Here is a 21,860-nt window from a genome sequence, read left to right as displayed (position 1 = left end):
AAGTTTTATGAAACACGTTTCATAAAACTTCCTCCAAACAGCCTAACAATGAGTTTTTGATAGGATTCTACCAACTATTTTTCAGTATTATGCCTTAATTTTTAAAAGAGCTCTTTCAGCTTCTCTGTTAAAGCTCTCATTGTCTCCGTATGCCTTTACTTCTGTCACAAAACCTTCTTTATCAATTAAAAAAGTAATTGAACAGGATTCTGTTTCAGCATTACTGTGTACTTTTCGCATTCTGAAGTTTTTAGCGATTGTATTTCTCAATACTGTTACCCCAAGAGGAAATGTTGCCGGCTTTTCTGCATCAATCGTCGCCCTGCCATTTTTTTCAGTAATTAAAAGTTCGTTAAGCTGAGTTGTTTGGATGGGTTGTTCCTGAGAAAAGATAAGCATAGGAAAAAATACAGCTAAAAATGGAATTATTTTCATCATTAAAGTTTTTGCAAAAATAAATTTTAATTGCAAACGAAATTTAAAATTTCTTCAAAGTAAGCGGAAAAGTATAAAGAAATCTTACCGGTTCCCCTTTGATTGTTGCGGGTTTCCATTTTACAAAAAGCCTTCTTACAGCAATTTCTGCGGCTTTGGAGTGTTTTGGATCGTCTCCTAATGCAGTTACATATCTTACATAGCCTGTTTTTTCGACAATCAAATAAACTCGAGTATTTATTTTTTTTGATTTTACATCGATAACGTCCATTTTTTCTGAAAATTCCCTTTTGAACGTTTCCATTCCACCGGGAAATTCCGCGGGAGTATCTGTCTTGGTGTAGACATCATCAAGTTTCATTTTCGTCCTTAGAACAGCGTAATCCGGAAGTTCTTTTACGGAATTATACTGCTTGGTCTGTGCAGATAATGAGAAACTTAACCATAAGCCTAAAAAAATAATCAGCTTTTTCATATAAATGTGTTATGAGAAATAATATTTTTAAAGCATCAAAAATAAAGCCGAATGAAAATTGATTTTTTAATAATAATCAGTGAAAATCATTGGGTTGATGTGGTGTGATGATCCATCTCATCAGTAAAATCAATAAAGCAAGAAGAGCCATCACGATAAACCCTGAAAAAAATCTCAGAAAATGAGTTTTGTTATCGTTATCAATCTGCTTTATTTTTAATTTTGTAAGGGTTATAAAACCTACATAATACATAAAAAGGACTACAAGTGGAAGAAAAAGGATTGGCATTTCGGTTTACATTTAATTATACATATTTTCTGGCTACCGTTTTTATATTTCTGACGGAAGTTTTAATCGCCACCAAACTCAAAAACATTTTCTTTGTGAGAGCCTATCTCGGAGATGTGATTGTTGTGATGCTGATCTATACTTTCATCAAAACATTTTTCAGAATTGAAGATAATAAAAAATTGATTCTCAGTATCCTGATTTTTTCTTTTCTGATAGAATTTGCCCAATATTTCAATATTGCTGAAAAATTAGGCTTCCAGAAAGGAAGCCTGATGTATATCGTGATCGGAAATTCGTTTTCGTGGATTGATATTCTGTGTTACTTAGTTGGATGTTTATTGCTTTTTATTTTTGTTAAATTTCAGAAAATGAATGGTTTAAGTTAATGAGTCCTTCTTTGAATTCCGGATAACATTTCGAATACCAACTATTATTGCAGCAGAATAATTGACACGTGTCATACTGAACTTGTCGAAGAATCTCTTAATTATTAAACTACCTTCCGAAACTGTCGTATTTATCTTCAGCGTATTTAATGAAGCGGTTCAGTAAAGCTACGTTTTCCTTTTCAAGAGGAGAAAGCTCGCGGTCTACATTATTGGAAACCGGAATATACCAGTCGGTCTGCTCAAAGAAATTTCGGTACGTTTGCTTCTTAAAAGCATAACCGTGTCTCGCGAAGACTGCGTTTTTAATGATTTCCATATCCAGTTTTCTAAGGTTTTTAAGATCTTTTTCCGTTAGTTTCTGCTTGGAAGCATTGATTTTGAAAACAGCATCTGATGCAATTCTGTTCTTAGATTCTGTGTAGGTTTCCGTTTTTCCGGTTTCTTCGTCGGTATATTTTTCTACGAAATCTTTCGGATTTTCCCAATCGATGAGGTCATTGTTTTCATTCAGCATGAAATTCGGGTTGTATACAAACTCTTTTTTCACAAGCTTTAAAATCTTATTCGGAGCTTTTACCGCCGATTTATTGAAGGCATTCCAGCTTCCGGTAAGACTGTCGTTGTTTAATTTTACCTCAAATCTTCCGTCTGTTTTATCATTTCCGGGTTCATCCAGAATAAAGGACTTTGAAGTTTCGTTAAAAACTCCTCTGAATGGTCTTTGATTTCCATCAACAATACTTTGTCCGTATACACTGTCTTTGGTAATCCTGTTGATTTTCAGGGCAATTCTTTTATAAATTTCACCTTCATACGTTTCGCCGTCTTCGGAGGTTACCATTCCTTTTCCGGCAAAATCGCCCATATAAATTCCGTAATATTCTTTGTAAACTTCGGGAACAACTACAGAATCCTTCTTTGCCGCAAGACTGTCTTTTGAAGGATCTGTTGTTTTTACATCCTTTTTACAGGCGGTTAAACCAATTGTAAATAAGGAAATTAACGATAATTTTAAAATTTTCATATGTATTTTTTTGCAATTAAATATTCAATTAATAAGATGTTCGGAATCCAGCCCAACCATGCTATGATCTGATAAACATCCATCGGATTCGGGTGGAATAAATATACAATAATTACCTTCCACATTCTTAATGTTACCGCGGAAAGTGTCAGCGCAAAACTACGCCACATCCATTGTTTATGCTCTTTAAATTTTTTCTGTTGGGCTAACTGATAGGCTTTAAAAGTGGAAAACCACCACAAACAGCCTAGAATTACAAAGGAAACCTTCGATAAAATTCCGCCGTTGGCAAAAATTCCCATATAAATTCCAGACGGAGCCGCGAAAAGCAAAATCAGAAAAATGTAGATCTTTCCGGTGTTTTTGTGGAAATTTTTTATGCCGAAATCTTTTCTGAGAATCGCTAAAAATCCACTCAGCAAAACAAAAATGCTTGTGTAGACGTGAGTGTAAAAAAAATAAAGATATTCCGGTCTGTTGGTAATTTCCGTCTGTTTGATCATTAAAAAACTCACATCAGAGCGCAACGGAATATATTCTAACGTAATTTTCAGCATCAGCCAAAAGAAATATCCAAACCCGATCATCAAAAGGATTTTAAAGGTGTTCGAAATATTTTTTTTGACGGAAAGCATTTTTTGTTTTTAAACACTAATATCACAAATTTCTCACAAATGATCACAAATGTTTTTTGTAATTCATGAAAAAATTCGCGCAATTCGTTTTTTTATCTAAACACCAATGTCACTAATTTCTCACAAATGGTCGCAAATAATCTGTGTAATTCGTGAAAAAAAGATTCGTGTAATTTGTGTTTATCTAAACACTAATGTCACCAATTTCTCACAAATGGTCACAAATAATTTGTGTAATTAGTGAAAAAAAGATTCGTGCAATTTGTGTTTAAATTATTATTTCAGATTCAAATCCTGCGCAATCAGCCATGCTTCACTCCAACACGCCTGAAAATTAAATCCGCCGGTTACCGCATCAATATTTAGCACTTCTCCGGCAACGTAAAAGGTAGGCAAAATTTTAGAAGACATATTTTTAAAGTTAATTTCCTTTAAATCAACGCCTCCCGCCGTTACAAATTCATCTTTAAAAGTCGATTTTCCGGTGACATTAAATTTCTTTTTGCATAGATTTTCAAGAATGGTCTGCATTTCTTTTCCTGAAATCTGGGCAACCTGTTTATTCAGATCCACTTTTGAAACCTCCAGAATTCTCTGCCAGAATCGATTGGTAATATCAAAAATCTTTGATTGCCCGATGGTTTTCTTTGGATTGGATTGTTTGAAGTTTAGAAACAATTCTTCCGCATTATCAATATCTTTTGAGATAAAATTTACCTCAATTTCAAAATTGTATTTTACTTTCGCCAGATTGATCGCTTCCCAAGCTGAAATTTTCAGAATGGCAGGTCCCGAAAGTCCCCAATGCGTAATAAGTAAAGGTCCGCTTTCTTCGGTTTTTAACTTTGGAATAGAAGTTTCCGCCATTTCAAAGCTTGTTCCGGCTAAATCTTTCAGCAAATCATCTTTAATGTTAAAAGTAAAAAGCGAGGGAACAAGATCAACAATTTTATGACCTAAATTTTCGATCATTTTCAGAGATTTGGGCGAACTTCCGGTTGTATAAATGATAAAATCAGCTTCAAAATCACCTAAACTGGTCTTAACGATATATTTTTCTCCTGATTTTTCAATTTCTTTTACAGAACATTTGGTTTTCACTTCAACGTTTTTCTGCTGAATTTCATGTAGAAAAGTATTGATGATCGTCTGCGAAGAATTGCTTTCCGGAAAAACACGGTTATCATTTTCTATTTTTAACGGAACATTTCTCTGCTCAAACCAATCCATCGTATCTCCCGGCTGAAATTTGGTGAAAACACTCAACAATTCCTTGTTTCCGCGGGGATAAAACTGTACCAGTTCTCTGGGATCAAAACAGGCATGAGTCACATTACAGCGTCCTCCTCCCGAAATTTTTACTTTCTGAAGAACATCCGAATTCTGCTCAAGAATGGTAATTTTATATTTTGTTTCGTCCAGATTCGATGCTGCGAAAAAACCTGCTGCGCCACCTCCGATAATGATAATTTGCTTCATAATACTTTTAATCTTATGCTCAAGATTACTTTTGCAAAACTACAATTTTTATAAACCATCTTATTTGAGTAATTTTGAAGAATATAATTTTTCATTTTTACAGTGAAATTATTGACTACAAAAATGACTTTAGCATATTTAATCTTTTGATTTCCAATATTCATTCAGTTTGTCATTCCGGAGGAATCTCAACTGAGTTTTTTTGAATAGTGCTGCTTAGATTCCTACCGAATGACAAGCATGGAGATCATTCTAAATAGCTTTTGTGCCTTTTGTGGTTGGAAAAAATAATACAATTTATATTTTAAAACAAAAAGTAAATGAAATTCTACCATACATTTGAAGTTCGCTGGAGCGATCTTGATGCCAACAAACATCTGGCAAATTCATCTTACGTACAATATTGTGCGCAAACCAGAATGGCTTTTATGAAGCAGGAAAAAATGGGCGTTACCCAAATGAGCCGATGGGGAATCGGTCCGGTAATCATGCACGAAAGATTTTCTTTCTTCAAAGAAATATTTGCAGACCAGACGGTGATCGTAAGTCTTGAAATTGACGGCTGTGCAGATGACTGTTCTATTTACCGTTTTGTACACAAATTTTATACAACAGACGGAGAGCATTGTGCAACTTCAGAAGCAACGGGAGTGTGGATCGATACGATGCTGAGAAAAATGACAACGCCACCCGATGATGTGGTGGAAGCCATGAACAAATATAAATCTCCGGAAACGGTAATTTTAACAAGAGAAGATTTTAAAAAACTTCCTTTCCGTCCGGAAAATGTTGATCCTGCAGTATTTACTAAATAAATGATAATTGGTAAATGATGCCTGATTTTAACCATCATTTATCAGTTATTAATCATCAATTATATTTTAATTTATGTTTGAAGATAAAGATCCAGAATTAACGCCAATTTCCAAACTGGGAGAATTTGGTTTAATTAAACATTTAACGGAGCATTTTCCTCTATCCAATGAATCTTCGGAGCTTGGAGTGGGAGATGATGCGGCAGTAATTAATCCCGGAAATAAGAAAGTAGTTCTTACGACAGATGTTTTGGCAGAAGGTATTCATTTTAATCTGGGATACGTTCCTTTGAAACATTTAGGGTACAAAGCGGTTGTTGTAAATCTCAGTGATATTGCAGCAATGAATGCAACGCCAACTCAGATTTTGGTTTCTCTTGCCGTTTCCAATCGTTTTCCGGTGGAAGCTCTGGAAGAAATTTATTCCGGAATTCAGACCGCTTGCGCAAGATATAAAGTTGACTTAATTGGCGGAGATACAACGAGTTCCAATGCCGGTTTGGTAATGAGTATTACGGCAATCGGAATGGAGAATGATGAACATATTGTGAAAAGAAGTACGGCAAAACCAAACGATCTTTTGGTGGTAACCGGAGATTTAGGGGGCGCTTATATGGGACTTCAGATTCTGGAAAGAGAACATGCTGTTTTCTTAGCCGATCCGAATATGCAGCCGGAAATGGAAGGCTACGATTATATTCTGGAAAGACAGTTGAAGCCTGAAGCAAGAACCGACGTAAAAGGAATTTTAGAACAACTGGATATCAAGCCAACTTCTATGATTGATGTTTCTGATGGTCTGGCTTCTGAAATTCTTCACCTTTCAGATCAGTCGAAAGTAGGATTCAGATTGTATGAAGAAAAAATTCCGATGGATAATTTAACGATTACAACAGCGGATGAATTCAATTTAAATCCTGTGATGGCAGCTTTAAGCGGAGGAGAGGATTACGAATTATTATTCACGATTTCGCCAAATGATTTTGATAAAATTAAAAACCACCCGGATTTTACCATTATTGGTCATGCCGTTGAAAAAGAAGACGGAAATTTTATGGTGGCGAGAGGTTCTAACCAATTGGTTGCTTTAACGGCGCAGGGTTGGGACGCTTTTTTGGGAAATCAGCAAGGATAGATAATCTTATTATTTAGATATTAAAAAAACCACTGCAATAGCGGTGGTTTTTTAAGTAATTAATCTTTCTTAATGTCTGCTTTTACATTTTGGTAGGATTTGTCTACCGCATCTGCACTTTTTTTAGCCGTTTTTTTGGTCCATTTTGTTGCTTTTTTAACACCTTTTTTGGTTGCATCATAACCTTTTTCTGCGGTTTTGCCGGTCCATTCAGCGCCGTCTTTGGCAGCCTTACCTACGGCTTTAGCATCTTTTTTTACCTCCTGCTTTACAGAATTTGTTTTTTGTGCAGATACACCGATTCCCAATAAAAGAATCAATGCTGCTGAATATAATCTCTTTTTCATTTATAAGAATGTTTTTTATAGTTTATCGTCAAAAATCACGCCATTAATTTATAAAATTTCAGAATAATTTTGTGTCAGTGGATCATAGAAGCATTATAAGCAAAAAATTTGTATTGTGAAGAGGGCTTAAATATTGTGAAGCCACTGCTATTGTAGTGGTTTTTTTGTTTAATTTGCAACAGTCAAAAGATATACAAATGAGATTCTTTATTGATGAGAAAAATTATTTTTTATCTAAAATTTTAGATGAATCAATCCTTTTCAACTATACAAGCTCCTGGATTTTTTATGATCGGAATGAAGATCTGCATATTGATGATTATTTTGAAAAAGACAATAAGATTTATTCGTTTCTATGGGCATATTCAGAGGATAATATTCTGTCTAAAATAGATGAATGGAAAAGAGCTTTCAGAAGAGACGAAATAGAAATTCCGAAGGAAATGAAACAATATCAGAAAGATTATTATTTAAATTCCGGAAGAAAAGTGTATGTGGATGTCGTAGAGACTGATATTAATTCTACAGAAAAAATGTTTAAGAGTTTTGCAGCTTTTAATAACGCAAAACATTTAGCCCAAATCATAGTTGATCATACAGTAATTTTTGATGATTTAGATTTAAGCTTTCTTGAGGATGAAAAAGCGGATAAGTTTAAAAAATATTTAAGTCTTCTGGATTCGGAATTCAGTCATGCTATTGTTTTAAACGGCTATCATCATGCGGGAGAATTAATAAAAATTTTTGTTCATAAAAAGAACAATATAATTCTAAAAAATGCAGACAGTATTCCTTGGAATCTTTTTGAAAATACTTATGTTGAAAGAAGTTTTAATTGGTAGTAAAACGACAAACCTCTGATACAAATAATATGAAAAAAGCATTCAAAATGATCATTTTAATAATTTTATTCATTGTAGTGTTGTTATTTTTGGGCATAATTTCTACAGATGAAGGAATTAAAAGAGACAAGGTTTTAGATAATAATGTTGAGTTTAAAGGATATGTAAATGATTTGAGAACATCCAACAATCACAGATTTGGGATTATACAATTAAAATTAACAGAGAGTTCTGTGAATATGTTTATTGATAGTTTACAAAATGGAATTTATCCGTATAAAATCATTGGTGATGTTGCAGAAATTTACACAACTGTACCAGCGGATCTTGATTATAATGATACAATAACTGTAAGATCAAAATTACATGAAATAGAGTTTGAGTCAACAAAACCCCATCCAAAATATATTTCAGAATTACATGTAATTGAATATTCGGGAAATATAGATTATGTAAAGGAAAAGACTCTGTTTGAATAAAAAAAATCCGGCTCAACAAAGCCGGATTAGTTATATGAATAAGATTTTTAAGCCTTCGCAATATTCAGGATCACTTCCATCGCTTTCTCCATGCTTTCCAGTGCCACATATTCATACGGTCCGTGGAAATTGATTCCTCCCGCAAAAATATTCGGACAAGGAAGTCCCATGTAAGATAACTGCGCTCCGTCGGTTCCTCCGCGGATTGCTTTAATCTTTGGTTCGATTCCTGCTTCTTTCATCGCTGCTGCGGCAAGATCTACGATGTGCATTTTTCCTTCAAACTGCTGCTTCATGTTTCTGTACTGCTCTTTAATTTCGATTTCGGCAGTTCCTTCACCGTGTTTTTTGTTAAATTCAGCAACTTTTTCTTCCATGAATTTCTTTCTTGCCTCAAATTTATCAGCGTCGTGATCACGGATGATGTATTGCAATTTAGCCTCAGAAATATCTGCATTTAAGTCCATTAAATGATAAAAACCCTCAAAACCTTTAGTCGTTGCAGGGGTTTCATTGGCAGGAAGCATTTGTGCAAATTCAGAAGCCAGTAAAGCGGCGTTAATCATTTTTCCGTACGCATAACCCGGATGAACGCTCAATCCGTGGATTTTTACCACTGCTCCAGCCGCGTTGAAGTTTTCATATTCCAGTTCGCCAACTTCTCCGCCGTCCATCGTATATGCAAATTCTGCCCCGAATTTTGCCACATCAAACTTATGCGCTCCTCTTCCGATTTCTTCATCGGGCGTAAAACCAACAGCAATTCTTCCGTGCTTGATTTCCGGATGAGCCATTAAATATTCCGCAGCCGTTACAATTTCTGCACAGCCTGCTTTATCATCGGCTCCAAGAAGGGTATTTCCGTCTGTGGTAATTAAGGTCTGACCGATATATTTTTTTAAGCTTTCAAATTTTGATGGCGATAAAGTAAATCCTGTTGCCCGATTCAAAACCAGATCTCCTCCGTCATAATTTTCCCAAACCTGCGGTTTTACATTCTCTCCGCTGAAATCCGGTGAAGTATCGTAATGTGAAATAAATCCGATGGTCGGTTTGTCCTTATTCTCAAGATTAGAAGGAACGTATCCCATGATATAACCATTTTCATCGATCGATACATTTTCAAGACCTATCGTTTTCAGTTCTTCCGTGATGTAGTTGGCGATATTCCACTGTCTTTCTGTAGAAGGAGTGGTTTCGCTTTCTGCGTCGCTGGTTGAATAGATTTTTACGTAATTAAGAAAACGGTTCAGTAGCTTTTCTTTCCACAAAGGGCTGAATTCTATTGCGCTCATTATATTGGTATAAATTTCCTGTAAAGTTAGCAAATTTGATGCTCAGAATAATTTATTTGTACTCCATAATCGTTCTGTGAAGTGTCTTTGTTTGTGTAAAACAATGAAATTCAGTTGTTTATTGTGTTTTTGCATAACTCTTGAGAACTTGTTTAGTTTTATTATATTTGAGAAAATCTAAATGTAAAAAATGTTTCTTACAGAATGTCCGCGTGATGCAATGCAGGGGTGGGGAGAATTCATCCCGACTGATAAAAAAATAGATTACATCAATTCTCTTATGGATGTGGGTTTTGATGTTCTGGACTGTCTGAGTTTTGTTTCTCCGAAAGCAATTCCGCAAATGGCAGATTCTGATGAGGTGGCGGAAAACATCGATAAATCCCGATCCAATACCAAAGTTTCTGCGATTGTCGCCAATTACAGAGGAGCTGAGAAAGCATTAAAACATCAGTCGGTGGATATTATCGGCTTTCCGTTTTCCATTTCCGAAACTTTCCAGCATAGAAATACGAATAAAAATCAGGAAGAAGCTTTTCAGGAGATTATCAAAATGCTGGAACTGGTAAAAAATGAAAACAGACAGTTAAACATTTATTTTTCAATGGCTTTTGGAAATCCTTACGGCGAAATGTGGAAGTGGGAAGAGGTTGATTTCTGGGCTCAGCGATTTTCTGAAATTGGAGTTAAAGAAATCTTACTTTCTGATACTACGGGAGTGGCAACGCCGGAAACCATTTCTCTTTTGTTCGGAAAAATTCCTTCAAAATATCCTGAAATAAATTTTGGAGCACATTTTCATAACCGTTATGAAGATTCTTATGCTAAACTGAAAGCCGCTTACGATCAGGGATGTACGAGATTCGACAGTGCCATCAAAGGAATTGGAGGCTGTCCGATGGCAAAAGATGATCTGGTGGGAAATATGCCGACCGAACAGGTGATCAACTTTATGAGCGTAGAAAAAGCAGACCATAAGCTGAATCTGCTGAACTTTGAAAGTTCTTACAACAAAGCGAAAGATATTTTTCATTTTTGAGACAAGTTCTCTTTTATTATTAATTATTATGACTTCAAAAATTACATATATTGGAGATTTGAGATGTTCAGCAGAGCATTTACAATCCGGAACTCTTATTGAAAGCGATGCGCCGACAGATAATCACGGAAAAGGTGAAAAATTTTCTCCCACAGATTTGTGTGCAACTTCTCTGGCAGAATGTGCGCTTACAACCATTGCGATTTTAGGCAAAGAAAAAAAGATTAACATTGATGGTGCTTATTGTAATCTTCAAAAGATTATGAAAGGCGAACCAAGAAGAATCGGCGAAATTGTTTGCAATTTTGTGTTTCCGAATTCTTATTCCGACAAAGAAAAAGCTTTTATAGAAGAAACAGCGTATAATTGTCCGGTTGCGAAAAGCCTTCATCCGGATTTGGTACAGACAATGATTTTCATTTATCAATAAAATAATAGACCGTAGAAATTTTCTGCGGTTTTATTTTTGTTGAAAACTTCTATAATATTAATTTAAACCAAGCAAAAAATGTCACCAATAATCTCACCTTCAGAACTAAAAAATCTTCCAACAGAAAATCTTATCATTCTTGATGCAAGAGCAGGAAAAGATGTTTATCAAAATTATCTGAATAAACATATTAAAGGAACGAGATTCATCGATCTTGATGAAGACCTTGCTGAAATCGGTGAGAACGCTGCTTTTGGAGGAAGACATCCGCTTCCGGAAATTAAAAAATTTGCAGAAACACTTTCCTGTCTGGGAATTTCAGAAAATAAACATATTGTTATTTACGATGATAAAAACGGATCAAATGCCGCGGCAAGAGCTTGGTGGATGCTGAAAGCTTTCGGTTTTGATAAAGTTCAGGTTTTGGATGGCGGTTTTCAGAATGCAGAAAAAGAAGGGGTTGAGTTTTCTTCCGGTGAAGAATCTTTCGAAAAAGCTGAATTGATCCAGAAAGAAAACTGGATTCTTCCTGTCTCAGATCTGGAAACCGTTGAAAATGAATTAACGAACCAATCATCAACGGTAATTGATGTGAGAGATGCGTACCGTTACAGAGGTGAATCTGAGCCGATTGATCTCGTTGCAGGACATATTCCCGGAGCGATCAATATTCCTTTTTCTGAAAATCTTGATGAAAACGGAAATTTCCTGTCACCGGAAATTTTAAGAGAAAAATATTCAAAATTACTGGAAGGAAAACCCGAAAATCTGATCATTCATTGTGGTTCCGGAGTAACGGCCTGTCATACCATTCTCGCTTTGGATTACGCAGGCTTTAAAATCCCGAATCTGTATGTAGGATCATGGAGCGAGTGGAGCAGAAGAGAGAATAAAGAAATTGCTACAGAAATATAAAAACTTCCACAGACCGAAATCTGCAGAAGCTGAAGGGTAGGTTAATAAAAAGGTTATTTTTTTAGTTCTATTTGGTCACAGCCAAACCTTCAAAGTAATATTTGAATGCATTGATTTCCAGTGCAAAAACTCCGTCGTTTCCAATCATGTTGATCGGTCTCCAGAAACTTCCGTCGAAGAAGCTGATGAGTCCCTGATAAGAATTTAAACCATTCGGTTCGGTAACTCCCCACGGATTTCTCAGGATGATGTAGTTTTTACCATTGAAAGTTGACCATCCCAAAATGGTATAAGCATGGTTTCCTACAATATTCGAACCCGTGTAATCTCTTCCCGATCCGTACGTCCATGCAACCATTGGATTGATGGTTTTAAAGCTCATCGAATTCTCTCTTACCACGCCAAAAAGATCAAGCGCTGTTCTTGGTGAAGTGTAATAATAATACGGGGTTTTGTTCGTAAGTTGTGCAACAGCTTTGGCAGGATCTCCGAATGCGGTTTTAGAAATGTCCGGTTTATCGTCATTTACGTTCGTGATCCATTTGGCAAAGGCTTTTTCGTAAACAGCCGGCCAGATTTCTGCGACATCATTGCTTCTGCAGTACACAGGATTGTTGGACGAGTTAATGATTGTATTATCAGTAACTTCCACGAGTCTTGTTGCCGCATCTTTTCCTCCGCCTTTCGTGAAAAACTGGATGGCATTGGTACGGTCTGCTTCTCCGGTTCCGGTTGCTCTTACTTTATGTTGAATGGTGTAAGGATCTGCCCATGCAATGGCTGCAATGGCTGCAATAAAATAACAGTTGCCCACTGATCCCTGAATCGGGTCATTGTATTCCGTAACGTCGTTGAAGAAATTTCCTCTGTCGCTCCATGAAGTTCCGGCGGGAGTCCATCCGTTGGCATTCGTCATTCCGAAAATGATATTTCTAATAGACGGAGAGATCAGCTTATTGCTAAAAGTGTTGTTCAGTTTTGGAATGTTTAAAACAACTTTTACTTCACCCTTATCCAGCCTTGCATTTTTTACGACAACCTTATTCAGATCTTTTACTCCAGTACCGGATAAGTCATTCAGGGTTTTAATCGTCGAGAGATTTACGGTTTCCAGTTTATCTGTTGCTCTTACTTTAATATCTTCGGTTTTTAAAGCTTTTACCGTGTTGTCGCTGTTAAGTTCAAGTCCGGCATACAGTGGAGAATTGAATTTAATGTCGAAAAGTTCTGCGTAGTTTTTTTCCAGGGTTTCTTCGAGAATCTGATAAGATTTTGCGTCTTTCCAGTCGAAGGTTCTTCCTGTGATGGCTTCAGTTAATGCATAAGGATTGATAACTCCTACAAACATTTCTTTAGGTGCTTTGTCCATGATAATTGGTTTTTAAAGGTTAAGGTTAGAATTAATCTGGTTAATGAAATCGGGATGATACAGATATAAAAACCGGTTGAACAGAGAAATTCCAAAATCATCATTGGGTTCGATCATGATTTTTCTTGAATTCACCTCAATCATTCTCTGGCTTCCTCCCACCATTGCCGGATCTTTCATAGAATCCTCTATTTTGCTGATTAAAGAAAGAAGCTGAAGAAAAATTTCTGTATTGAATTTTCTTTGTTCGGATACAATCATTTTTTCATCCGCGTCATATCCTCTGAAGAGTTTCAGATCTGCATTTCCGTTCTTTTCGGAAAAGACGATCTGATATCGGTAAGCATACTGTGGCGGAACACTTCCGTTATTAAACGATACGATAATGGTATTGGCTTTCATACTGTTGATTTCTGAAACCAAAATTATATCAACTTCATAATCTGAATGTTAGGGATTTCACGAAATGTGTATGGGGAAAAAACGGAAAATAAAAAAAGCTGCTTCAAAATGAAACAGCCAATTATTTTTTAATGGAAAAATTGTTTAAAGAAATAAAATTTTAAAGCATTCCAAGCTCAAATTTAGCTTCTTCGCTCATCATATCTTTATTCCAGCTAGGTTCGAAAGTAAGTTCTAAGTCTACGCTTTTTACATTTTCCACTTCACCAACTTTATCTTTTACCTCCTGCGGAAGCGTTTCTGCAACCGGACAGTTGGGCGTCGTTAACGTCATGATAATTTTTACGTCCGCTTCATCGGAGATCTGAACATCATAAATTAACCCCAATTCGTAGATGTCTACCGGAATCTCAGGGTCATACACGGTTTTTAAAACACCGATGATTTCCTCACCGATGTCAGCAATCTGATCGTCTGTAAATTTCATTTTTTAATCTAAATTGATGTACCTTTTCAACAAATCTTCCTGACGCATACGCCGGAAAACATTCGCCAAAGTTAAGACATCTTTTTCACAATAGTCAACTATTCTTTGCAAGTCTTTCTCTATGTAGTAGATTGATGAAACCATTGAGCCGTCGATATCGTCTTTTGGAGTCGGTATTCCGAAAACATGAGCCAGCAATTCCAGAGACACAAAGCTTTTGTAATCCCCGAATTTCCAGAGTTCCATCGTATCGATATGCGGAATTTCCCAAGGCTTTTTTCCGAACATCTGAAACGGAGTAGGAGGCATCATTCCATTAATTAAATATCTTCTGGCAATCCACGGAAAATCGAATTCTTTTCCGTTATGTGCGCATAAAATGACGTCGCGAAGTCTTGGACTGTTAAAAATTTCGCCAAATTCCAAAAGCAGCTTCTTTTCATCGTCACCCGCAAAACTTTTGATCTTCAGGGTATCGTTTTTTTCGATCATTCCGATGGTTATGCAGATGATTTTCCCGAATTCTGCCATAATTCCGGCTCTTTCCACATAAAATTCTTCAGGAGAAACCTCATCTTTTCTCTGGAATCTCGTTTTTTTATCCCAAAGCATCTGTTCGGCTTCCGATAATTCTTCCCACAATCCGAATCCCGGAACCGTCTCAATATCAAGGAATAAAACTCTTTCTATAGGAATATGCTGTATCATTTTTTCTTCTTCTTAATAATTGTTTGAAATAAAACCTCACAGGTTTCAATATTTTCATTAGATTTTTTGAAAGATATTATCCTACCTGCATTCCATTCTTTGTGTGTAATGAAGGGGTTAAAAGGGTAACATCTTTTTATTTTCACCATAAACACCCAAAACCAGACATTCGCTGAAAAAATTGGCGATCTGTTTTTTAGGAAAATTAACGACAGCCAAAATCTGCTGACCAATTAATTCTTCTTTCTGATACAACGAAGTGATCTGAGCGGAGGATTTTTTAATGCCTAAATCTCCAAAATCTATTTCGAGCTGATAAGATGGATTTCTTGCTTTCTCAAAATCATTTACAGAAATAATGGTTCCGCAGCGGATGTCTATTTTTTCGAAATCTTCCCACGAAATTTCGGGTTTTACAATCATGATAACGAGTTGATTAACTGTTCTACTTCAAGTTTCTGTTCAGCATATTTTTTCTGCAGTTCAGAACCTTCGCCCATTCTTTTATAATATTCAAGGGCTTTGCTGCCGAAGTCTTTTTTATAAAAATCAGATACTTCAGGAATCTGAGGAAAAACCTTATGGAAAAGCATTTCGTAATACGCCTGAAATTCCCTTTCGCTTTTTTCTTCAATAACGTGTCCTGGAGCTTTCTGCCGTACATGCAGCATTTCGTGGGCAATTAAATTTAAAACCAGATTCAGATCAAAATCGAATAAATTTTTAGGGATCATTACTTTTTGCGGGCTTCCTAAAACGCCTTCTGCCGTTAGAACGAGAGAATTCGGGAAAACCTCATCGCGAAGACCAAATCCTTCAAAGTTTTCATGTTCGAGATTGAAAGAGCGGATGATGTATTCTGCCGCATCAATGATCTGGTCGTGTTCTCTGTAAGCTTCTAAATGTAAAGCAACCTGTTCGAAATTCATCTTTAAATATGTTTTAACAAATGTATTAAAATCAAAAGATTATCCCGGTTTTTTACAAAGGAAAATATTAAATAAAGACGAAAACATTAATGTGGGTTCGATGTAAAACAATACAAAAACATCAATAGGAATGGCTTTAGCCAATTTTGATTCGGAATCTTTACATTGAACTCATGTAAAATTAAAGGATATTCAAAAAAAATCCCTCAATAAATCTGTTGAGGGAAAAATATGATCATTGATGATTTTATTTTTTAATCCACCATTGGCTGTCTTTTCTGTCGGAACGTTTTACGCCGTTATTCAAAGTATAGGCAAAACCAACGCCCAACGTCTGTTTCAGCTGTGTTTTCTGGATCTGATTATGGTCGTACATTAAATCCACAGTAATATTGGATGAAATAAATTTGTTAACCTTTAAATTTAAGATCATTCCATACGCAAGAACCAATCTTTCCGGATGATCGAGATAATTGGAGAAAACAGATGCTGTATTGGTGATGTTCACGTTCTCCATCAGCTTAAATTTATAATAAGCCGTTCCCAGAAAACCGTATTGTAAAATCGAGGAATCTCCGTCTGCTTTTAAACCGTAATTTCCTGCAAGCTGAAGATCTTTATCCAGCACAAAAGCCCATCTCGCGTTGCTCGGACGAAGGGTAACATTTACGTTATCATTCGGTCTGTACGTAATCCCCATCCCGACATTCAGATAACCGGGAGCCATAAAATTGGATATTTTTTTCGCTTCCGGATTATTTCCGTCCTCATATCCCGCAGAAAACTGAGAAATCAATCCCGCTCCTACAGAAAGATACCAGCTTTTTGAAAACTTTCTTCCATAATTTGTGGAAACATTAATAACGTCCTGTGTTTTTCTTACACCAACCCCTTTCGTATCATTTTGTCCGTAATTCAAAAGGATGATGTTTTCCCAAAGATCATTGTCTTTTTCATACGTAATGTTGTAATCCAGTGCAGTAAGCCACCCTACGTTGTTGGCTCCTCCGCCCACCCAATTCGAGAAGGCTGCCTGATTGATCATTAAGGACTGTTTTCCTAAAACTGACCAGTGTTTAATGGTATCTGCTTTAAGGGTTGCGGTGTCTGTAATGACAACCTGTGCGTTGCCGAAAATTCCCAGAGAAAGAGAGAGAATTAATAAAAACTTCTTCATGAGTTCAGGATTTCATTGTACAAAATTCCTTACAAAAATATTAAATATAATTTTTATGAATGTAAAACCATATTTAAGAAGTGAATGTGATCAGGCTTTTATCCGGTTTTTGAAGTTGTTTTTTGAAGTTTTCAATGACAAAATAAAAGGAATTCCTTCGAAAGCCGTGAAAATCATTACTTTTTGGCTGAAATAAATTTCTGAACAGAGATTTCATCGCCAATTTTTCCGAAATTTATCGTTGGCTTTTCATTTGACGTAGAATCTTCATGTTAAAAAACAATATAATTTCCAAAAAGGCTCTTTTATATCCTTTGCTGATGCTTTCAGCGATGTGGCTGGGCTTTTTTCTGCAGATGCAAGGCTTTTTTCAGAGCTGTTTCGGGGCGATTATTCCATTGTTGCCGGAAGGCTTGCTGGGAATTATAACTTCACCTCTTTTACACGGAAACATGGAGCATATCGTAGGAAATTCTATCCCGATCGCGGTGCTTATGTTTTTACTATATCAGTTTTATCCTTTGGTTGCCAATAAAGTTTTTATCACGGGATGGCTTGCTACAGGATTTTTGGTGTGGCTTCTTCCACCTATTGACATTATGACGGGAGATTATCTTTACACCTGTACCATCGGAGCAAGCGGAGTGGTGTACGTTCTTGCTTTTTTCCTTTTTTTCAGCGGGGTTTTTAAATGGAATACAAAACTGCTCACCATTTCTCTGCTGGTTGTTCTGTACTATGGAAGTCTTGTGTGGGGAATGCTTCCCGAAGAATTGTTCTCCAATCTGCAGGAACCCAGTAAAATTTCATGGCAGGCGCATCTTGCAGGTGCAATTGTGGGAGTAATTCTGGCTTTGCTATTTAAAAAAGTAGGAGATAAAAAGAAAAAATTCATTTGGGAATTTCCAAATTATTACAGCGAAAAAGATGATAAATTATGGCAGGAATACAAAGAAAACCATCCTGAAGATTTTATGGAGCTGCCGTACAAAAAGAAAGACGATATCTGGGAAAGACTGGATGAACTGAGAGGGAAATAATTTTAAAAATTTTCTACATTTGTGAAAACAACACAAATGTATTCTGAAGAACATCTTTATTCTATCGCTCTGCGCGAGTGTAATTTAATCGGGGATATCAATTTTTATAAGCTTGTCCGTACTTTCGGAAGTGCCAAGAACGCTTGGGAAAACACCAAAAAGGAATACAAAAAACTGGACGGATTCGGATCTAAAATGATTTCAGATATCGGAAATCCTGCTCATCTGAAGTTTGCCGAAAATGAACTGAAGTTTTGTGAGGCAAACCATATCAAAATTAATCTCAGACATCTTCATAATCTTCCCAAACTCTTAAACGAATGCGATGATGCTCCTGTAATTCTCTATCAGAAAGGGAATTATGACGATTCTAAGCAAAAGGTAAGTATGGTAGGAACAAGAAATATGACTTCCTACGGAAAGCAGTTTATTGAAGAGTTTTTTCAGGAAACGTCTTCCGGTAATTTTATTTCGGTGAGCGGTCTGGCTTTAGGCGTCGATAAAGAAGTTCATGAGCAGTCTATTCTTCATCAGATTTCTACGGTTGCCGTTTTAGCCCATGGTTTTCATACATTGTATCCTTCAAAAAACAAAAAATTATCAGAAAAAATTCTTGAGGAAGGAGGGGTGTTATTTACAGAATTCAATTCTTCAAGAAAGCCGGATCGTGAAAATTTTATTCAGAGAAACAGAATCGTAGCCGGAATTTCTCCTGCGACAATTGTGGTGGAAACGGCTTTTGGCGGAGGTTCAATCAGCACGGCAACTTATGCAAATCTTTATAACCGTGAAGTGTATGCGCTTCCGGGAAAAATTACGGACAAGCAGAGCCAGGGCTGTAATCATCTGATTTTTCAGAACAAAGCCTCGGCAATTTCCACGATAAAAGATCTGGTTGAAAACTTAGGATTTAATCATCCGAAGGGAAGAACTGGAGAATTATTTCCTCACAGTGAAATTTTAATTCAATTAACTGAAAATCAAAGTGAAATATTCAGAATAATAGATGAGAATCCGCAGATTTCTCTGGATGATCTTGCCGATAAAACAGCACTTGCCTCACACAAAATTTTACCGGTAATTTTAGAATTGGAACTTTTGGGGAAGGTAAAATCACTTTCGGGGAGACAATTTTTAGCAACCTGACAATTAACGATTTCTTAATATTGCATTATTTTAAACATAACATTTAATTTTTAATAATATTAATGCGTTAATTGTGGATTTAATAATATTAAGTCATTATATTATTAAATTTTCAACAATTATTATTTAGGGTGTTGTGAATCTTGAAAAAAAAATTAAATTTGTTGGCAATAATATTCAACCCTAATATATGGAACAATATAATATTGACCAGAAAATCCAAGAATTTATAGCAAAAATTGAGGCAAAAAACCCTAATGAGCCAGAATTTTTACAAGCAGTAAAAGAAGTTGCGGTAACTGTAATTCCGTTTATCTTAACGAAAAAGGAATATACGGGAATGAAGCTTCTTGAAAGAATGGCGGAAGCTGAAAGAATTATCATCTTCAGAGTTCCATGGGTTGACGATAAAGGAGAGATCCAGGTAAACAGAGGGTTCAGAATCCAGATGAACTCTGCGATCGGACCTTACAAAGGAGGAATCCGTTTCCATCCTACAGTAAACCTTTCTGTTCTTAAATTCTTAGCGTTCGAACAGGTGTTTAAAAACTCTTTAACTACTCTTCCTATGGGTGGTGGAAAAGGAGGTTCAGACTTTGATCCGCAAGGAAAATCCGATATGGAAGTAATGCGTTTCTGCCAGGCTTTCATGACGGAAATGTGCAAACACATTGGTCCTGAAACAGACGTTCCTGCAGGAGATATCGGAGTAGGAGCAAGAGAGATCGGATATTTATTCGGGCAGTATAAGAAAATCAGAAACGAATTTACGGGAGTTCTTACAGGAAAAGGTCTTGCGTACGGAGGTTCATTAATCCGTCCTGAAGCTACAGGATACGGTGTTGTTTACTTCGCGGAGCAGATGCTTAAAACGATCGGACAGACTTTCAAAGATAAAACGGTAACGGTTTCAGGTTTCGGAAACGTAGCTTGGGGAGTTATTAAAAAAGTTAACGAACTGGGAGGAAAAGTAGTAACGATTTCCGGACCGGACGGTTACGTGTATGATAAAGATGGAATCGACGGAGATAAGATCGATTATCTGTTGGAATTGAGATCTTCAGGAAACAACAGAGCGGAAGATTATGTGAAGAAATATCCTTCTGCAGAATTCTTTGCAGGAAAACGTCCTTGGGAAGTGAAGTGTGATGTTGCCATCCCATCTGCAACCCAAAACGAATTGGATCTTGATGATGCTAAATTGTTGGTAGAAAACGGATGCGTTTGTGTAACAGAAGCTGCAAACATGCCTTCTACGCTTGATGCAATTAACTATTTCTTAGACAATAAAGTATTGTTCTCTCCGGGGAAAGCTTCTAACGCAGGAGGTGTTGCGACTTCAGGTCTTGAAATGACGCAAAACTCGATCCGTCTGAACTGGACTTCTGAAGAGGTTGATGCAAGACTGAAAGAGATCATGATCGGAATTCACAAAGCGTGCAGAGACTACGGAAAAGAAGAAGACGGCTATGTAAACTACGTAAAAGGTGCCAATATTGCCGGATTCGTGAAAGTTGCTGAAGCAATGTTAGCTCAGGGAGTAGTATAAAAATACAAAGGTTGGGAAATTCCCGACCTTTTTTCATATAACCTGTTCCCGGGATTATAAATGGGAAAAAAGTAAAAAGTGAAAGGAGAAAGCGTTGATTATTCAGCGCTTTTTTTATTTTTAACGCTACGTTCGAAAGGTCTTGTTTTCGAATGATGCTGAATATTTTTCGATCGCAAAGGTATTTCATTAATGATAATCATTTTAATTCAAATGAAATTAACATCTTCATGTCATTTCGACACAGGAGAAATCTATAACGTCTCAACCAAAGACAGATTCTTCACTTCGCTACGCTTCGTTCTGAATGACAATAAGAACTGCCAAAAAAGTGAAAAATCATTACATTTAATTTATGAAAAAGACATTTGAAAATATTGATGAATATATTGCTCAGTTTCCTGAAATCAAGAATAAATTAGAAAATCTCAGAAAACTGATTCTTTTGCAAAATTCTGAAATTGAAGAGTATATTGGCTATCAGATGCCTGCTTTCAGATACAAAAATAAACCCTTGGTCTATTTCGCAGGGTATAAAAAACATATCGGATTTTATCCCGGAGCAGAAGGAATAAAAGAATTTGAGGCTGAATTTAAAAAAAGCAATTATAAATTTTCAAAAGGAGCGGTACAGTTTCCTGTAAATGAGGATCTTCCTGAAAATTTAATAAAGAAAATTGTTCAGTTCAGACTTGAAGAAATAAATCACAAAAATCCTGAAAAATGATTCAGGATTCTCTTTATTTGCATATCGATTATTTATTCAAAACTTGATATTATGTTAAATGCAACTTTCGTACAAAATTTATTGTTTCTACTTCTTTTAACTTGATTTATAATTATTTAAGATAAATTATACCGTTTGATATTTATATAAAAAAATCCTGAAACATTACATTTCAGGATCTTCTTTCTACTTCTTAAAAATTTAAATAGTCATTCCTTAAAAAGCTAATTTTTCATTTTGAAAATTATACTTGCCTAAAAAGATTTTGAAAACAAGTTCAAACCAAAGGATCAATTGTTT

The 21,860-nt window shown here is 36.0% G+C and carries 25 protein-coding genes and 1 pseudogene; 12 read left to right on the top strand and 14 right to left on the bottom strand.

The genetic code is table 11. The features are described from left to right. Positions 1 to 87: 87 nt before the first annotated feature. Entirely contained in the window at positions 88 to 438 is a 351-nt protein-coding gene (locus DD829_RS06555) for a hypothetical protein (protein ID WP_108408626.1), read from the bottom strand. Between the two features lie 40 nt (positions 439 to 478). Beyond that, positions 479 to 910 (bottom strand): energy transducer TonB, encoded by a 432-nt coding sequence (locus tag DD829_RS06550; protein WP_108408625.1) that lies wholly within the window; start codon positions 908 to 910, stop codon positions 479 to 481. A gap of 267 nt (positions 911 to 1,177) precedes the next feature. On the opposite strand from DD829_RS06550, the gene DD829_RS06545 reads away from it, so the two are divergent. Further along, positions 1,178 to 1,588 (top strand): DUF2809 domain-containing protein, encoded by a 411-nt coding sequence (locus tag DD829_RS06545; protein WP_228408139.1) that lies wholly within the window; start codon positions 1,178 to 1,180, stop codon positions 1,586 to 1,588. A 109-nt stretch (positions 1,589 to 1,697) separates the two neighbouring features. Here the strand turns inward: DD829_RS06545 and DD829_RS06540 are convergent, their stop codons facing one another. The 3 genes from DD829_RS06540 to DD829_RS06530 form a co-directional block, all read right to left on the bottom strand. Beyond that, positions 1,698 to 2,615 (bottom strand): YARHG domain-containing protein, encoded by a 918-nt coding sequence (locus DD829_RS06540; protein ID WP_108408624.1) that lies wholly within the window; start codon positions 2,613 to 2,615, stop codon positions 1,698 to 1,700. Then, a complete protein-coding gene (locus DD829_RS06535; protein ID WP_108408623.1) occupies positions 2,612 to 3,250 on the bottom strand; it encodes a DUF2306 domain-containing protein in 639 nt (212 codons plus the stop codon). Before DD829_RS06535 ends, DD829_RS06540 begins: the two co-directional genes overlap by 4 nt. 276 nt (positions 3,251 to 3,526) lie before the next feature. Continuing rightward, complete coding sequence (locus tag DD829_RS06530) at positions 3,527 to 4,729, bottom strand: NAD(P)/FAD-dependent oxidoreductase (RefSeq protein ID WP_108408622.1); 1,203 nt, start codon at positions 4,727 to 4,729, stop codon at positions 3,527 to 3,529. A 320-nt stretch (positions 4,730 to 5,049) separates the two neighbouring features. Here DD829_RS06530 and DD829_RS06525 point away from each other — a divergent pair, with 320 nt between their 5' ends. Together DD829_RS06525 and thiL are read left to right on the top strand one after the other, a co-directional pair. After that, positions 5,050 to 5,544: an acyl-CoA thioesterase gene (locus tag DD829_RS06525; protein WP_108408621.1), complete on the top strand. Its 495-nt coding sequence runs from the start codon at positions 5,050 to 5,052 to the stop codon at positions 5,542 to 5,544. A 73-nt stretch (positions 5,545 to 5,617) separates the two neighbouring features. After that, complete coding sequence (thiL, locus tag DD829_RS06520; protein ID WP_108408620.1) at positions 5,618 to 6,679, top strand: thiamine-phosphate kinase; 1,062 nt, start codon at positions 5,618 to 5,620, stop codon at positions 6,677 to 6,679. Positions 6,680 to 6,738: 59 nt separating this feature from the next. Here thiL and DD829_RS06515 read toward each other — a convergent pair whose 3' ends face one another. Further along, positions 6,739 to 7,026 (bottom strand): hypothetical protein, encoded by a 288-nt coding sequence (locus DD829_RS06515; RefSeq protein WP_185140309.1) that lies wholly within the window; start codon positions 7,024 to 7,026, stop codon positions 6,739 to 6,741. A gap of 197 nt (positions 7,027 to 7,223) precedes the next feature. Between DD829_RS06515 and DD829_RS06510 the strand changes: the two genes are divergently transcribed. Next, positions 7,224 to 7,868 (top strand): hypothetical protein, encoded by a 645-nt coding sequence (locus tag DD829_RS06510; RefSeq protein ID WP_116547635.1) that lies wholly within the window; start codon positions 7,224 to 7,226, stop codon positions 7,866 to 7,868. A 29-nt stretch (positions 7,869 to 7,897) separates the two neighbouring features. After that, positions 7,898 to 8,347 carry a hypothetical protein gene (locus tag DD829_RS06505; RefSeq protein ID WP_123906822.1) on the top strand — a complete coding sequence of 150 codons (450 nt, stop codon included), beginning with the start codon at positions 7,898 to 7,900 and terminating at the stop codon, positions 8,345 to 8,347. A gap of 47 nt (positions 8,348 to 8,394) precedes the next feature. On the opposite strand, the gene pepT is transcribed toward DD829_RS06505, so the two are convergent. Next, a complete protein-coding gene (gene pepT, locus DD829_RS06500; RefSeq protein WP_108408539.1) occupies positions 8,395 to 9,642 on the bottom strand; it encodes a peptidase T in 1,248 nt (415 codons plus the stop codon). Positions 9,643 to 9,832: 190 nt separating this feature from the next. Between pepT and DD829_RS06495 the strand changes: the two genes are divergently transcribed. From DD829_RS06495 to DD829_RS06485, 3 genes are all read left to right on the top strand, one after another. After that, positions 9,833 to 10,681: a hydroxymethylglutaryl-CoA lyase gene (locus DD829_RS06495; protein ID WP_087711927.1), complete on the top strand. Its 849-nt coding sequence runs from the start codon at positions 9,833 to 9,835 to the stop codon at positions 10,679 to 10,681. A 28-nt stretch (positions 10,682 to 10,709) separates the two neighbouring features. Then, a complete protein-coding gene (locus DD829_RS06490; protein WP_108408540.1) occupies positions 10,710 to 11,111 on the top strand; it encodes an OsmC family protein in 402 nt (133 codons plus the stop codon). 78 nt (positions 11,112 to 11,189) lie between these two features. After that, on the top strand, positions 11,190 to 12,026 hold the full coding sequence (locus DD829_RS06485) for a sulfurtransferase (RefSeq protein ID WP_108408541.1): 837 nt from the start codon (positions 11,190 to 11,192) through the stop codon (positions 12,024 to 12,026). Positions 12,027 to 12,093: 67 nt separating this feature from the next. Here DD829_RS06485 and DD829_RS06480 read toward each other — a convergent pair whose 3' ends face one another. The 7 genes and pseudogenes from DD829_RS06480 to DD829_RS06450 form a co-directional block, all read right to left on the bottom strand. Beyond that, a complete protein-coding gene (locus DD829_RS06480; protein ID WP_108408542.1) occupies positions 12,094 to 13,395 on the bottom strand; it encodes a C2 family cysteine protease in 1,302 nt (433 codons plus the stop codon). Between the two features lie 12 nt (positions 13,396 to 13,407). Beyond that, positions 13,408 to 13,797: a hypothetical protein gene (locus DD829_RS06475; RefSeq protein ID WP_108408543.1), complete on the bottom strand. Its 390-nt coding sequence runs from the start codon at positions 13,795 to 13,797 to the stop codon at positions 13,408 to 13,410. 160 nt (positions 13,798 to 13,957) lie between these two features. Next, positions 13,958 to 14,284: an SUF system Fe-S cluster assembly protein gene (locus DD829_RS06470; RefSeq protein ID WP_076394014.1), complete on the bottom strand. Its 327-nt coding sequence runs from the start codon at positions 14,282 to 14,284 to the stop codon at positions 13,958 to 13,960. Between the two features lie 3 nt (positions 14,285 to 14,287). Next, positions 14,288 to 14,992 (bottom strand): 3'-5' exonuclease, encoded by a 705-nt coding sequence (locus tag DD829_RS06465; RefSeq protein ID WP_108408544.1) that lies wholly within the window; start codon positions 14,990 to 14,992, stop codon positions 14,288 to 14,290. Positions 14,993 to 15,068: 76 nt separating this feature from the next. Further along, positions 15,069 to 15,415: pseudogene (locus DD829_RS06460) on the bottom strand (tRNA-binding protein). Beyond that, a complete protein-coding gene (locus DD829_RS06455; RefSeq protein WP_108408545.1) occupies positions 15,412 to 15,921 on the bottom strand; it encodes a hypothetical protein in 510 nt (169 codons plus the stop codon). The pseudogene DD829_RS06460 and the gene DD829_RS06455 overlap by 4 nt, the downstream one beginning before the upstream one ends. 247 nt (positions 15,922 to 16,168) lie before the next feature. Continuing rightward, entirely contained in the window at positions 16,169 to 17,098 is a 930-nt protein-coding gene (locus tag DD829_RS06450; RefSeq protein WP_108408546.1) for a DUF3078 domain-containing protein, read from the bottom strand. A gap of 269 nt (positions 17,099 to 17,367) precedes the next feature. On the opposite strand from DD829_RS06450, the gene DD829_RS06440 reads away from it, so the two are divergent. From DD829_RS06440 to DD829_RS06425, 4 genes are all read left to right on the top strand, one after another. Further along, positions 17,368 to 18,138, top strand: coding sequence for a rhomboid family intramembrane serine protease (locus DD829_RS06440; RefSeq protein ID WP_076394004.1), 771 nt, complete (start codon positions 17,368 to 17,370; stop codon positions 18,136 to 18,138). Between the two features lie 36 nt (positions 18,139 to 18,174). Further along, positions 18,175 to 19,284, top strand: coding sequence for a DNA-processing protein DprA (gene dprA, locus DD829_RS06435; RefSeq protein ID WP_108408547.1), 1,110 nt, complete (start codon positions 18,175 to 18,177; stop codon positions 19,282 to 19,284). A gap of 190 nt (positions 19,285 to 19,474) precedes the next feature. After that, positions 19,475 to 20,833 carry an NADP-specific glutamate dehydrogenase gene (gdhA, locus tag DD829_RS06430; protein ID WP_076394000.1) on the top strand — a complete coding sequence of 453 codons (1,359 nt, stop codon included), beginning with the start codon at positions 19,475 to 19,477 and terminating at the stop codon, positions 20,831 to 20,833. Positions 20,834 to 21,188: 355 nt separating this feature from the next. Beyond that, the gene (locus DD829_RS06425) at positions 21,189 to 21,560 is read left to right on the top strand and encodes an iron chaperone (RefSeq protein WP_108408548.1); all 372 of its coding nucleotides are present in this window, start codon (positions 21,189 to 21,191) and stop codon (positions 21,558 to 21,560) included. Positions 21,561 to 21,860 lie beyond the last annotated feature (300 nt).

This window comes from Chryseobacterium sp. HMWF035 (assembly GCF_003094695.1).
GTDB lineage: Bacteria > Bacteroidota > Bacteroidia > Flavobacteriales > Weeksellaceae > Chryseobacterium > Chryseobacterium gambrini.
The sequence above is the reverse complement of the archived record's forward strand: the minus strand, read 5'-3'. Positions and strand labels throughout refer to the sequence as shown.

Coding starts and splice junctions, on each gene's coding strand:
- DD829_RS06450 (WP_108408546.1), bottom strand. CDS start 17,098: ATGAAGAAGTTTTTATTAATTCTCTCTCTTTCTCTGGGAATTTTCGGC.
- gdhA (WP_076394000.1), top strand. CDS start 19,475: ATGGAACAATATAATATTGACCAGAAAATCCAAGAATTTATAGCAAAA.
- DD829_RS06540 (WP_108408624.1), bottom strand. CDS start 2,615: ATGAAAATTTTAAAATTATCGTTAATTTCCTTATTTACAATTGGTTTA.
- DD829_RS06465 (WP_108408544.1), bottom strand. CDS start 14,992: ATGATACAGCATATTCCTATAGAAAGAGTTTTATTCCTTGATATTGAG.
- DD829_RS06480 (WP_108408542.1), bottom strand. CDS start 13,395: ATGGACAAAGCACCTAAAGAAATGTTTGTAGGAGTTATCAATCCTTAT.
- DD829_RS06490 (WP_108408540.1), top strand. CDS start 10,710: ATGACTTCAAAAATTACATATATTGGAGATTTGAGATGTTCAGCAGAG.
- DD829_RS06495 (WP_087711927.1), top strand. CDS start 9,833: ATGTTTCTTACAGAATGTCCGCGTGATGCAATGCAGGGGTGGGGAGAA.
- DD829_RS06510 (WP_116547635.1), top strand. CDS start 7,224: ATGAGATTCTTTATTGATGAGAAAAATTATTTTTTATCTAAAATTTTA.
- DD829_RS06485 (WP_108408541.1), top strand. CDS start 11,190: ATGTCACCAATAATCTCACCTTCAGAACTAAAAAATCTTCCAACAGAA.
- DD829_RS06470 (WP_076394014.1), bottom strand. CDS start 14,284: ATGAAATTTACAGACGATCAGATTGCTGACATCGGTGAGGAAATCATC.
- DD829_RS06530 (WP_108408622.1), bottom strand. CDS start 4,729: ATGAAGCAAATTATCATTATCGGAGGTGGCGCAGCAGGTTTTTTCGCA.
- dprA (WP_108408547.1), top strand. CDS start 18,175: ATGTATTCTGAAGAACATCTTTATTCTATCGCTCTGCGCGAGTGTAAT.
- DD829_RS06425 (WP_108408548.1), top strand. CDS start 21,189: ATGAAAAAGACATTTGAAAATATTGATGAATATATTGCTCAGTTTCCT.
- DD829_RS06535 (WP_108408623.1), bottom strand. CDS start 3,250: ATGCTTTCCGTCAAAAAAAATATTTCGAACACCTTTAAAATCCTTTTG.
- DD829_RS06515 (WP_185140309.1), bottom strand. CDS start 7,026: ATGAAAAAGAGATTATATTCAGCAGCATTGATTCTTTTATTGGGAATC.
- thiL (WP_108408620.1), top strand. CDS start 5,618: ATGTTTGAAGATAAAGATCCAGAATTAACGCCAATTTCCAAACTGGGA.
- DD829_RS06525 (WP_108408621.1), top strand. CDS start 5,050: ATGAAATTCTACCATACATTTGAAGTTCGCTGGAGCGATCTTGATGCC.
- DD829_RS06455 (WP_108408545.1), bottom strand. CDS start 15,921: ATGAATTTCGAACAGGTTGCTTTACATTTAGAAGCTTACAGAGAACAC.
- DD829_RS06440 (WP_076394004.1), top strand. CDS start 17,368: ATGTTAAAAAACAATATAATTTCCAAAAAGGCTCTTTTATATCCTTTG.
- DD829_RS06550 (WP_108408625.1), bottom strand. CDS start 910: ATGAAAAAGCTGATTATTTTTTTAGGCTTATGGTTAAGTTTCTCATTA.
- DD829_RS06475 (WP_108408543.1), bottom strand. CDS start 13,797: ATGAAAGCCAATACCATTATCGTATCGTTTAATAACGGAAGTGTTCCG.
- DD829_RS06505 (WP_123906822.1), top strand. CDS start 7,898: ATGAAAAAAGCATTCAAAATGATCATTTTAATAATTTTATTCATTGTA.
- pepT (WP_108408539.1), bottom strand. CDS start 9,642: ATGAGCGCAATAGAATTCAGCCCTTTGTGGAAAGAAAAGCTACTGAAC.
- DD829_RS06555 (WP_108408626.1), bottom strand. CDS start 438: ATGATGAAAATAATTCCATTTTTAGCTGTATTTTTTCCTATGCTTATC.